Source organism: Rhizobium sp. 16-488-2b (assembly GCF_017741815.1).
Classification (GTDB): domain Bacteria; phylum Pseudomonadota; class Alphaproteobacteria; order Rhizobiales; family Rhizobiaceae; genus Rhizobium.
Window position 1 is genome coordinate 174345 of record NZ_JAGHMF010000026.1, and the last position, 11424, is coordinate 185768.

The window sequence follows — 11424 nt, forward strand, 5'->3', positions numbered from 1 at the left end:
CTGCAGAGATATAACGGAAACTTGGCTGTTGACCAGCACTATATTCAGTCGAACGCAACGCGTGGAATAGGTTCGCAGCCGAACTGATCGCACTGGCGTGAGTCATGACCGAGGGACTGCTGCAAGGCAGCAATGCGCGCGGCCAGGAGGTAGCCATTTGCTAGTATCCGTCCGACAAAAAGGCCCTCAAACTTGATAAATCTCTAGTGTAGTGCGCAGATATTGAGCATTCGAATGGGTGCGACACTTAAACACATGTCAGAAATGCATTGCTGCGATGCACCAATTCCGCTTTCCTTTCTGTGATACTCATCATACAAGTCTCTCACCGGACAGCGATCTCCTCCTCCCAAGCTGTTCGGTAACGGATCGGCAACACTCCTCCTCCCAGTTGCCGGTCAAGTTTTAAGCCCGACGGATCCTCCCCCGTCGGGCTTTTCATTTTCCAGCTTGATATTGAGAGAAATGAGCTAAGCGCCGTTTTGCGCGCGGATCGCTGTCGAGCTCAGTCGCGATCTCGGACCGTGGATGAATGTCCAGGCCGGCGCCGGCTTCTTCCAGAGCGCTCTCGAATCATCCTCGTCGATCCGCGCGAAGTCGAAGGTCTTGGCCATCTTCGATGACAGGAATGACAGCGTCGCGCCCGGCCTGTCGATGACGGCGATCGGGAACATGCGGGCGATATCCTGCCACCGCTGCCAGCGATGAAATGTCTTCAGACTATCGGCGCCCATGATCCAGATGAAATGCACATGGGGATTGCTGATCTTGATCCGCGCCAGTGTTTCCGCGGTGAAGGTCGTACCGAATTTCTTCTCGAACGCGGTGACCTTGATTGCCGGATGCTTGGCGAGCTTTTCGCTGAGCCGCACCCGCTCCGCCAAAGGCAACAGCTGGCTCGGATCCTTTAAGGGATTGCCGGGAGTAACCATCCACCACAGCTGATCGAGACCGAGCCGCTTGATCGCGATCTCCGCCACCAGCGCATGGCCCTGGTGCGGAGGATTGAAGGAACCGCCGAATAGACCGACCACCATGCCCCGCTCGGCATGCGGCACGCGAAGATAGCGTCGGTCCAATTCGTCGTTGATCACATCAGGCCCGGACTTGGCCGGTGCCATGCACGCGGTATTTGAACGAAGTCAGCTGCTCGACGCCAACGGGGCCTCGCGCATGCATCTTGCCCGTCGCGATGCCGATCTCCGCCCCCATGCCGAATTCACCACCATCGGCAAACTGCGTCGAGGCATTGTGCAGCAGGATGGCGGAATCGACCTCGGTGAAGAAGCGCTCCACGACGGCTGGGTTTTCGGCGATCACGGCTTCGGTGTGGTTCGACGAATAGGTCTGGATATGCTTGATCGCACCATCGATGCCATCGACGACAGCGACCGAAACGATCGCGTCGAGATATTCCGTCGACCAGTCTTCCTCGGTCGCCACCTTCGTTCCCGGCGCCGCCATCACGACGCTTGAAGAGCCGCGAACTTCGCAGCCGGCATCCGAGAGAACTTCGAGTAGTGGTACGAGATGCGTATCACTGACAGCGCTGTCGACCAGAATGGTCTCGACGGCGCCGCAAATCCCTGTCCGGCGCATCTTGGCGTTGACGACGATCTCCTTAGCCATGTCGAGATCGGCGGATGCATCGACATAGATATGGCAGAGCCCTTCCAGATGCGCGAAGACGGGCACCCGAGCTTCATTCTGCACACGCGCGACAAGGCTCTTGCCACCGCGCGGAATGATAACATCGATCGCTCCATCCAATCCGCGCAGCATGGCGCCGACGGCCGCGCGATCCGTGGTCGGAACGAGCTGGATAGCATGTTCAGGGAGCCCAGCAGCCTTCAGGCCGCGCACCATGCATTCATAGATAGCCTGCGATGAACGACGCGAATCCGAGCCGCAGCGCAGGATGACGGCATTGCCCGCCTTGACGCAGAGCGCCCCGGCATCCGCCGTCACATTCGGACGGCTTTCGAAGATCACGCCGATCACGCCAAGTGGGGTGCGCACGCGCTCGATCTTTAGGCCGTTCGGACGATCCCAGGCGCTGACTACCTCTCCGACAGGGTCTTTCAAAGCGGCGATCGCGCGAATGCCATCGGCCATCTCCGCGACGCGCTTGTCGGTGAGCGTCAACCGGTCGATGAAGGAGGGCAGCATGTCGGAACCCGCCGCATCCTCGAGATCCCGCGTGTTTTCAGCGAGGATCCGCTCCTTGTCCGCCAGGATCGCATCGGCCATGGCATTCAGGGCGGCGTTCTTGGCGTCGGTCGAGGCGAAGGCCAACGGTCGCGCGGCAGCCTTGGCCTTGCGGCCGATGTCATTCATCAGCGCGTCAATGTCAGGGCTTTGCACGACTGTATCAAGCATGGGCGGCGTCCTTCTTCTGCCTTTCCGATTTCGAATTGATTTGCGAGGTCATGACCATGTCGTCGCGATGGATCATCGCCGCGCGCCCGGCATAGCCGAGAATGGCCTCGATCTCGCTCGACTTGCGGCCGGTGATCTGCCGCGCTTCTTCGGCATCATAGCCGGCCAACCCGCGCGCGATCTCCCGGCCATTCGGGCCGACAATCGCCACCGTGTCGCCACGGCTGAATACGCCGACAACCTTGCGCACACCGGCGGGCAGCAGGCTCTTGCCACCACCCAGCGCCGTCACCGCGCCGTCATCGACATGAAGCTCTCCGGCCGGCTGCAGCTGCCCGGCGATCCAGGTCTTGCGGGCAGTCACGGGCGTGCCCGAAGGCGCGAACCAGGAGGACCGCGCGCCGTTTTCGATCGCAGACAACGGACTATCGGTCTTGCCTGAAGCGATGATCATCGCGCAGCCCGAGGTCGTCGCGATCTTGCCGGCATCGATCTTGGTGCGCATGCCGCCACGCGACAACTCGGACGCAGCACCGCCAGCCATCGCCTCGATTTCAGGCGTGATCTCGGCGATCGTTTCCAGGAACTGCGCATCCGGGTCGAGATGCGGCGGAGCGGTGTAGAGGCCGTCAATATCGGAGAGCAGGATCAGGAGATCCGCGCCCGCCATCGTCGCGACGCGCGCCGCCAGACGGTCATTGTCGCCATAACGGATTTCGCTGGTGGCAACCGTATCGTTCTCGTTGATGATGGGAACGGCGCCGATCTTCAGGAGCTGGTTGATCGTCGCGCGCGCATTGAGATAGCGGCGGCGCTCTTCCGTATCGCCAAGCGTCAGCAGGATCTGGCCGGCGACGATGCTGTCCCGCGACAGGCTCTCTGACCAATCGCGCGCAAGCGCGATCTGGCCGACCGCGGCTGCGGCCTGGCTTTCCTCGAGCTTCAACGCGCCCGAGGGCAGATCGAGAACCGAGCGCCCAAGCGCGATGGCGCCCGAGGACACAACGAGCACATCGACGCCCTTGTTTTTCAACTTCGCGATATCGGCGCACATCGCGTCCAGCCAGCTCTTCTTCAGGCCGGTTTTCCGGTCGACGAGCAGCGCGGAGCCGATCTTGATAACGATGCGCCGGTAGCTACCCAGCGCCTTCTGCCTAGTCATTGGCCTCGTCCTCGTCGGCGATCACATCGCGATGACGCACCTTCAAAGCTTTGGCCGGCTTCTCGGCAATGTTGGCCTCTGCATTGGCCTCGACGATGATATCGCGCAGCGCACGCAACACCTCGGTCATGCCCATGCCCGTTGCCGCCGAGATCTGGAAGGGCGTGCTGCCGCAGGCCTTGGCAAGCTCCTTGGTCTTCTTCGTCAAAGTCGCCTTGTCGAGAACGTCGATCTGCGACAGCGCCACAATCTCAGGCTTGTCGCCGATCTCGTCGCTATAGGCCCTGAGCTCGTGCTTGACCGTCTTGTAGGCCTTGCCGACATTCTCTTCCTGCGCGGACACGAGATGAAGCAGAACGCGTGTCCGCTCGACATGGCCGAGGAACCGATCGCCGATGCCGACGCCTTCATGCGCGCCTTCGATCAGGCCGGGAATGTCGGCGAGAATGAATTCGCGCTCATCGATGGTCGCAACGCCAAGATTGGGGTGCAGCGTCGTGAACGGATAATTGGCGATCTTGGGGCGCGCGCGGGTAACCGCCGCGAGGAACGTCGACTTGCCGGCATTCGGCAGGCCGACCAGACCGGCATCGGCGATCAGCTTCAGACGCAGCCAGATCGTCTTTTCCTCGCCCTCGAGGCCAGGATTGGCCCAATCCGGCGCCTGGTTGACCGAGGTCTTGAAGTGCGCGTTGCCGAAACCGCCATTGCCGCCGCGGGCGAGGCAGTAGCGCTGCCCCTCTTCCGTCAGGTCGCAGATCAGAGTTTCCTGGTCTTCCTCGAAAATCTGGGTGCCTACGGGCACCTTCAGCGTCACGTGCTCGCCATTGGCGCCGGTGCGGTTGCGGCCCATGCCGTGCGTGCCGATCGTCGCCTTGAAGTGCTGCTGGAAGCGAAAATCGATCAGCGTGTTGAGACCATTGACGGTCTCCACCCACACGTCACCACCGCGTCCGCCGTCACCGCCGTCAGGCCCGCCGAACTCGATGAACTTCTCGCGCCGGAACGACACGGCACCCGCGCCGCCGCTACCGGATTTGATATAGACCTTTGCTTCGTCGAGAAATTTCATTTTACTTCCATCATTCGGTGTCATTGGACGCCCGTCTTGGCCTGATCGATATAGGCCGTTCAGCCGGAGGTCAAAGATTATCGTTAGGTTTGCGAGCTATAACATACAGTACGGCTTCGGTCTCGACGGCACGTACGACTTGAAACGAATCGCCGACAGTCTTGCCGGCGCCGATGTCATCGCGCTCCAGGAAGTCACCCGCGGCTTCGCGCGAAACCGATATGCCGACATGGTGGCCGACCTCGGCGCCCTCTTCCCCGACCATTTCTGGGTCTACGGACCGGGCTGCGACCTGCATGTCGCCGAGATGGACGGCCATCCGGCGCCGCGCGGCATGCGCATGCAGTTCGGCAACATGGTCCTGTCGCGCTGGCCGATCCTGTCGACCCGCACGCTGCTTCTGCCGCGCAGCCGGACGCTCACCAAGCTCAACCTGCAACGCAGCGCCACCGAGGCCGTCATCGACCTTCCCGGCGGCGCCGTACGCGTCTATTCCGTCCATCTCGATCACGTCTCCAGCGACGAGCGCATCCGCCAGCTCGCGCATCTGAACGGCCGCATCAACGCCTTCACCCATGAAGGCGGATCGCTGACCGGCGCCCGCGAGTTCGAGATCGAGGAGCTCCCGCTGCCCGAAGACTATCTCGTCATGGGCGACTTCAACATGCTGCCGGAATCGCCCGAATACTGCGCTTTCGCGGGCCGAAAGGACGGATATTACGGCCGCACGGCGCGCATCGGCACGCCTGTCGACGCGTTCGAGGCGCTCCGCGCCTATCAGCCCGACAGCTACAGCTGGATGGATCCCGCAAATCATCGCAAGCGCATGCATCTCGATTACGTCTTCGTCAGTTCTGGCCTCGAAAGCCGGCTAAGATCCGCACGGATCGATACCTCGGCCATGGGGTCCGATCACTTCCCCGTCTGGGTCGAGATCGACAATTGAAGAAGGCGCCCCGACGTGTGGGGCGCCTTCATGTTTTATCAGGCGCTCTTGCTCTGCTGCAATGCGCCGGGCTTCAGCATGGTCTCGACATGCGTGACCATCGTGTTGCGGGCGAAGCTGAAGACCTCGCTGCAACCGGTCATGCGGAAGCCGAGCTTTTCCTGCAGCCTGAGCGACGCCGGATTGTCGGCGAAGACGCCAGAGTGCACGACGGTCTCGGGCATGCGCCGCGAAAAGCGCTCGAGCGTGGCGGACACCGCCTCGCTCATATAGCCGCGCCGCCAGTAGTAGCGGTTCAGCCAGTAGCCGAGATGCCAGCGACCATGACGAAGCTCGATCGACACCACGCCGATATGCGCGTCGTCACCATTGGTGATCGCCATCTGCCAGTCCGGCAACCGGCCGGCCGTTACCGGCACCAGCCAGTCGAGCGCATCCTGCCGGTCATAGGGTGCAGGCACCCGTGCCAGCATCCGCGTCACCGCGAAGTCGGACAGCGATTCCGCGATCGCATCGGCATCGCTTAGCCGATGCGCCCGCAGGAAAAGCCGCTCGGTCTTGATGTCTGGCTGCGAACCGGCGGTGGCGACCTGGGGCCTTGGCCTTTCCAGGCTGAGCGCGCTCATAATACGCTCCCCCAGCTTCTCAGCGACATCCAGGTCTTGCGGTCGAGTCTGTACCATTCGACCGGCACGTTGCTGCCAAGCGCCAGCGAGGCGGCGAGCCCCGATCCCTGGAACTGGAAGCCACACTTCTGGATGACGCGGCGCGAGGCGATGTTCATCACCCGGCAACGGGCGTCGATCTGGTCGACATCCTCACGCGTGCGGAACACCATGTCGACCAGCGCATGGCAGGCCTCGGTCATGAAGCCCTGGTTCCAGTAGGGCTCGCCCAGCCAGTAACCGATCTCGACGGTGCGCCCATCAAGATGCGGCTCGACCCCGCAGCAACCGATAAAGGCGCCGTTTTCGGCTTTGGTAATCGCATAGACGCACTTGCCAATCTCGCCATCTTTCGTGCGTCGCACGAAGTCGGCGGCATCATTGGCCGTATACGGGTGCGGCATGCGCGACACCATTGTGGCGACTTTGGCGTTGTTGGCGAGATGGGCAAGGGCGTCAATGTCTTCTTCGTGGGGCGCGCGCATGACGAGCCTTTCCGACAGTAAGACAGGGCAATCGGTCCTTAACCGCTCCGGCCGCAGCCGCTCTTCGGGAGACCTTTGGTCTCTCCGTAACAATTCGCCTTGCATGGTTCAGTCCTCCTTGAGGGTAAAGAAAAAGGGGAGATGGGTGGTGCCCCATCTCCCCTTTTGTCTTGACTGAACCTGATACGCTCAGCCGGGTCGATGAGACACCGGCTGCTATAAAGCGCTACCGGCTTATTCCGCTGCTTCCGCTTTCGGCATCACGGATACGTATACGCGGCCGTTGGCCTTCGTACGGTAGTTCACATTGCCGGCGGTGAGAGCAAAGATCGTGTGATCCTTGCCGAGGCCGACGTTGGAACCCGGGTGCCACTGCGTACCGCGCTGACGCACGATAATGTTGCCTGCGATGACGGCTTCGCCGCCGAACTTCTTCACGCCAAGGCGCTTGGATTCAGAATCGCGACCGTTGCGCGACGAACCGCCAGCTTTTTTGTGTGCCATTGGAGTTCTCCTTTAAACCTTAAGTCCCGTGATCTTACTTAGCAGCCACGATGTCCGTGATACGGACAACAGTGTGGTGCTGGCGATGGCCGCGCGAGCGCTTCGAGTTCTGACGACGGCGCTTCTTGAAGGCGATGACCTTCTTGCCGCGGTTGTGCTCGACGACTTCGGCCTTGACGGACGCGCCCTTGACGAAGGGAGCACCGATCGCGGCATCGGCGCCTTCGCCGATTACGAGGACTTCGGTGAATTCGATCGATTCGCCAGCGGTGACTTCAAGCTTCTCGATGGTCAGCACGTCGTTTGCTGCCACACGGTACTGCTTACCGCCGGTCTTGATGACTGCGAACATTTTTTATCCTTTCATGTTCGTTCCGGCTCGACCCGCACCAAACAGGTGGCCGTCTTTTTATCAGTCGATGTTAAGCAGGGATTTCAGGGCTCTTGCCCAGGAACTCTGGCTGCCGGTGATGCCCCACGCGGGCGCGGGACGGACAAGGCGCGGACTTATCCACACCTATTGGGTTGCGCAGATACGCGAGCATAAAAAAACTGTCAAGGTAAAAGGATGACAAAAGGATGAAATGGCTTGAGATTACGACTTGCCAGCCCGCCAAACTCTCGCTATGAGACAGCCCGCGCCGAACAAGCGCCGACCAACGAAGCGGAGAGGTGGCTGAGTGGTCGAAAGCACCGCACTCGAAATGCGGCATACGGGCAACCGTATCGTGGGTTCGAATCCCACCCTCTCCGCCATATTTCTTTTGTCCGACCCGGACACATGGGTAACAATCCGCACCTGAGACATAGATGACAAGCTCGTGCCGAACGGGTTGTCCGTTGTTCGCAACGTCCTCTGTCCGAGGCCGATATATCCGAGATCAGATCACGGGAAGCCGGCGAGCCAAAGGCGACGTCGTAGACCCCGCGCGCTTCATCAGTTCGTCGAGGTCGTCGTCAAACTCGCAGGCTACACTGTGGCGGCGCTTGTCACCGAGCAACGAGCTGGATGCCCAATGGCGCAGCGCCGCCGATGATATCAAGCAAGCGGTCGATATTGGGATGGGCGCCGGGGCGGGTTTTCGCGTCGGCGGTGTGCTCGGCGAAAAGGTCGAGGGCGTAGGTTGCGGCTTGCTCATCGAGGATGCCGAAACATTGCTGCAGATATTGGTAGACCGCGAGCGATCCCTGTTTGCCCGGCTGGTTTTCGATCGTCGCCACAATGACGCCGGCCGGGTCGGTAAGGTCTATGCGAGCAAGGCCTTCGACTGACGGCAGCAGTTGCAGATTGTCCTTGAACGAAGCCGTTGGCTGGATCATCGCGTATTCCTTTTCGCGTGGCAGGTTGGCCCAGCGTCTAGCAGCTTCGGCTCCATATCGCCATGCCGCAAAGCAAGGCCTATGCCCCTGCCCGCTTACCGCTTCAGCGCACGGCCGCTGCGGCTCTGCGAAATCGCCCGCGACTGCGAGCGCTGCACGAGGGCCTGCTGCACCTCGGCCTGGAAAACCATCACCTGGTGACGAACTTCCGCTTCTGGCAGTCCGAGCGATTCGAGTTCGCTCGCCAGACGCCGGCATTCGGTCTTCCAGTATTGAACGGCATCGGCACCATGCAGGCGCTCGAGTTCGGCAGCGCTGCGATCGATGTCGCCGGCGCGCGAGGCCACAGGAAAAAGGACGATTTCACTTGTGGTCATGGCCTTCAAACTCTTGCTTGTGTTTACCGACATCGATTCGTTCCGTTGTGTTCGACACCATTCCTACCGAAGCATGGTTAACGCTTTCCTCCACCATCTGACGCGTTGTGCCGGGATGGTCACGACGTGCCAGCGGTTGCGCAAAGGCCGGGGGCTTTTGATCCGCCATAAACAAGGCTACACATCTTGTATGTGTCAGGTGGATGGGGGATCGATTTGGTACGGAAGATGATCGCGGGGCCGGTGGCGACGGCCATCGTTCTGTTTGCGCGCGCCATAACGGCCGTGCGCGCCATTTGGACGAGCGACGGCCCGACAACGGACACGTGCATCTATTTCGCCAATCATTCGAGCCATGGCGATTTCATTCTGGTCTGGGCCGTTCTGCCGCCCCGCCTGCGCCGGTCCACACGCCCGGTGGCCGGCGCCGAATACTGGCTGAAATCCGCGATCACCCGTTTTATCGGCAGCGACGTGTTCGACGCCGTGCTGATCGAGCGCGAGCGCGACAAGCGGACCAGCGATCCGATCGAGGTGATGGCCAATGCGCTGGATGCTGGCTCGTCGCTCATTCTCTTTCCCGAGGGAACGCGCAATCTGACGGAGGCTTCACTGCTGCCGTTCAAGAGCGGGCTCTTCCATCTCGCCTCAGTGCGTCCGGATATCCGCCTCGTCCCGGTCTGGATCAACAATCTCAACCGCGTCATGCCGAAGGGCGAGATCGTTCCGATCCCCTTGATCTGCACCGTCACCTTCGGAGAGCCGATGCACATGCATCCCGGCGAAGACAAGCAGGTCTTTCTCGACCGGGCGCGGACGGCCCTTCTCGATCTCTCTCCAAAACAGCCAGGCGGTAGCGAATGAACACGGCCAATTCCGACCTCCTCACGCTCGTGCTCGGCATCCTCGCGGTGCTCGTCGTCGCATCCGCGGTCGGCTTTGTGCTACAGCGCCGCCTCTCGCCCGACGGTGCCAACGCCTCCATCGAGAACCTCAACGCGCGCATCAAGGCCTGGTGGGTGATGGCGATCCTGATCGGCATCGCCTTCATGATCGGCCGCGTCGGCATCCTTATCCTCTTCGGCTTCTGCTCGTTTGCGGCGTTGCGCGAGTTCATCACGCTGACGCACACGAAGCGCGCCGATCACTGGGCGCTGGCGACCGCCTTCTTTGTCGTGCTGCCGCTGCAATATTTCCTGCTCTGGACCAAGCAATACGGCATCTTCGCGATCTTCATTCCCGTCTATGCCTTCCTGCTGATGCCGATCATCTCGGTGCTGCGCGGCGATACCGAGCGCTTTCTCGATAGGATCGCCGAGGTGCAATGGGCGCTGATGATCTGCGTCTTCTGCGCCTCCCACGTGCCGGCGCTGCTGACGCTCGATATTCCGGGCTATGAGGGCCGCAACGTGCTGCTCATCGCCTTCCTCGTCATCATCGTGCAGCTGAGCGATGTGCTCCAATATGTCTGGGGCAAGCTCTTCGGCCGCACCAAGATCGCGCCGAAGCTGTCGCCTTCCAAGACCGTCGAGGGCTTTGTCGGCGGCGTTGCCAGCGCCACGCTGATCGGCGCCGGCCTCTGGTGGATCACACCGTTCACGCCGTTCCAGGCTGGACTGCTGGCCTTCGTCATCACCATGATGGGCTTCTTCGGCGGACTGGTGATGTCGGCGATCAAGCGCGACCGCGGCGTCAAGGATTGGGGCAACCTGATCGAGGGCCACGGCGGCCTGATCGACCGGCTCGATTCCGTCGTCTTTTCCGCACCGATCTTCTTCCATCTCGTCCGCTACTGGTGGTCGGCCACATGACGACTAGGCTGCGGCGCATCGCGGGCAACAGCATCACCCATGTCGCATTCGCCTTCTGCGCCATGGGCGGCTGGGCGATGTTTGCAAACCGCGGCTACTCACCCGGCCGCTTCCTGCTTGCCGGCCTCGTCCAGGGCGCATTGTCCGCCTGCCTGACGCTCTTTCTCAAGACCGCGGTCGAGCAGTTGTCGCGTCGGATGAATGGAACAAAAGCCCTCTGGGCGCCGCCGCTGATCGCCTGCCTGGCATCAAGCGCCATTCTGGCGACGATCCATGCGCTGAGCGGCACGCCTGAAATTCTGAAAACGATCGCGCTGCCGCAGGCAGTCTCGACCAGCTATGCGGCGATCTACAATTATTCACTGTACCGGAAGGGGGAGCGGGCATGACCGAAACAGGTGACCGCAGGCCGCTGGCGAGCCGCGACACGCACTGGGCGCGCTCGATTGCGCAATGGCTGGCGTCGAAATCCGTCACGCCCAATCAGATCTCGCAGGCAAGCATGATCGCGGCTGCACTCGCCAGCGGCGCGTTCTTTCTGTTGGGATATTGGACGGGCTGGGCGCAGGCTCCTTTTTTCATCGCCGCCGCGCTCTTTTGCCAGCTGCGACTGCTCTGCAATCTGTTCGACGGCATGGTCGCCGTCGAGGGCGGGAAGGGGGCGGCCGATGGGCCGTTCTGGAACGAGTTCCCGGACCGGGTT

Annotated in this window: 14 protein-coding genes, 1 tRNA gene and 1 pseudogene; 6 read left to right on the forward strand and 10 right to left on the reverse strand. The window is 61.3% G+C overall.

Annotation, left to right across the window (positions count from 1 at the left end; genetic code table 11):
- Window positions 1-470: 470 nt before the first annotated feature.
- The 4 genes from J5286_RS21245 to obgE are packed head-to-tail and all read right to left on the reverse strand — an operon-like array spanning window position 471 to window position 4613.
- Window positions 471-1121: a nicotinate-nucleotide adenylyltransferase gene (locus J5286_RS21245; protein WP_112942714.1), complete on the reverse strand. Its 651-nt coding sequence runs from the start codon at window positions 1119-1121 to the stop codon at window positions 471-473.
- Window positions 1096-2379, reverse strand: coding sequence for a glutamate-5-semialdehyde dehydrogenase (locus tag J5286_RS21250; protein ID WP_209191997.1), 1284 nt, complete (start codon window positions 2377-2379; stop codon window positions 1096-1098). Before J5286_RS21250 ends, J5286_RS21245 begins: the two co-directional genes overlap by 26 nt.
- Window positions 2372-3541 (reverse strand): glutamate 5-kinase, encoded by a 1170-nt coding sequence (gene proB, locus J5286_RS21255; RefSeq protein WP_209191998.1) that lies wholly within the window; start codon window positions 3539-3541, stop codon window positions 2372-2374. The genes J5286_RS21250 and proB overlap by 8 nt, the downstream gene beginning before the upstream one ends.
- On the reverse strand, window positions 3534-4613 hold the full coding sequence (gene obgE, locus J5286_RS21260; protein WP_047509043.1) for a GTPase ObgE: 1080 nt from the start codon (window positions 4611-4613) through the stop codon (window positions 3534-3536). The genes proB and obgE overlap by 8 nt, the downstream gene beginning before the upstream one ends.
- 79 nt (window positions 4614-4692) lie before the next feature.
- Between obgE and J5286_RS21265 the strand changes: the two genes are divergently transcribed.
- Entirely contained in the window at window positions 4693-5559 is an 867-nt protein-coding gene (locus J5286_RS21265; protein ID WP_209192013.1) for an endonuclease/exonuclease/phosphatase family protein, read from the forward strand.
- A 38-nt stretch (window positions 5560-5597) separates the two neighbouring features.
- On the opposite strand, the gene J5286_RS21270 is transcribed toward J5286_RS21265, so the two are convergent.
- The 4 genes from J5286_RS21270 to rplU form a co-directional block, all read right to left on the reverse strand.
- Complete coding sequence (locus tag J5286_RS21270) at window positions 5598-6185, reverse strand: GNAT family N-acetyltransferase (RefSeq protein WP_209191999.1); 588 nt, start codon at window positions 6183-6185, stop codon at window positions 5598-5600.
- Window positions 6182-6814, reverse strand: coding sequence for a GNAT family N-acetyltransferase (locus J5286_RS21275; RefSeq protein WP_209192000.1), 633 nt, complete (start codon window positions 6812-6814; stop codon window positions 6182-6184). Before J5286_RS21275 ends, J5286_RS21270 begins: the two co-directional genes overlap by 4 nt.
- 129 nt (window positions 6815-6943) lie before the next feature.
- The gene (gene rpmA, locus J5286_RS21280; RefSeq protein WP_004127267.1) at window positions 6944-7213 is read right to left on the reverse strand and encodes a 50S ribosomal protein L27; all 270 of its coding nucleotides are present in this window, start codon (window positions 7211-7213) and stop codon (window positions 6944-6946) included.
- Window positions 7214-7247: 34 nt separating this feature from the next.
- The gene (gene rplU / locus J5286_RS21285; RefSeq protein ID WP_018901071.1) at window positions 7248-7565 is read right to left on the reverse strand and encodes a 50S ribosomal protein L21; all 318 of its coding nucleotides are present in this window, start codon (window positions 7563-7565) and stop codon (window positions 7248-7250) included.
- Window positions 7566-7879: 314 nt separating this feature from the next.
- On the opposite strand from rplU, the gene J5286_RS21290 reads away from it, so the two are divergent.
- Window positions 7880-7969, forward strand: a tRNA-Ser gene (locus tag J5286_RS21290).
- Window positions 7970-8203: 234 nt separating this feature from the next.
- On the opposite strand, the gene J5286_RS21295 is transcribed toward J5286_RS21290, so the two are convergent.
- A complete protein-coding gene (locus J5286_RS21295; protein ID WP_209192001.1) occupies window positions 8204-8533 on the reverse strand; it encodes a DUF2322 family protein in 330 nt (109 codons plus the stop codon).
- Window positions 8534-8628: 95 nt separating this feature from the next.
- Complete coding sequence (locus tag J5286_RS21300; protein WP_018901073.1) at window positions 8629-8943, reverse strand: DUF6074 family protein; 315 nt, start codon at window positions 8941-8943, stop codon at window positions 8629-8631.
- 195 nt (window positions 8944-9138) lie between these two features.
- Here J5286_RS21300 and J5286_RS21305 point away from each other — a divergent pair, with 195 nt between their 5' ends.
- From J5286_RS21305 to J5286_RS21320, 4 genes and pseudogenes are all read left to right on the forward strand, one after another.
- Window positions 9139-9774 (forward strand): lysophospholipid acyltransferase family protein, encoded by a 636-nt coding sequence (locus J5286_RS21305; protein ID WP_209192014.1) that lies wholly within the window; start codon window positions 9139-9141, stop codon window positions 9772-9774.
- A complete protein-coding gene (locus J5286_RS21310; protein ID WP_209192002.1) occupies window positions 9771-10721 on the forward strand; it encodes a phosphatidate cytidylyltransferase in 951 nt (316 codons plus the stop codon). The genes J5286_RS21305 and J5286_RS21310 overlap by 4 nt, the downstream gene beginning before the upstream one ends.
- On the forward strand, window positions 10718-11110 hold the full coding sequence (locus J5286_RS21315) for a hypothetical protein (RefSeq protein ID WP_209192003.1): 393 nt from the start codon (window positions 10718-10720) through the stop codon (window positions 11108-11110). Before J5286_RS21310 ends, J5286_RS21315 begins: the two co-directional genes overlap by 4 nt.
- Window positions 11107-11424 (forward strand): annotated as a pseudogene (locus J5286_RS21320) (CDP-alcohol phosphatidyltransferase family protein); the annotation flags it as partial. The gene J5286_RS21315 and the pseudogene J5286_RS21320, both read left to right, overlap by 4 nt.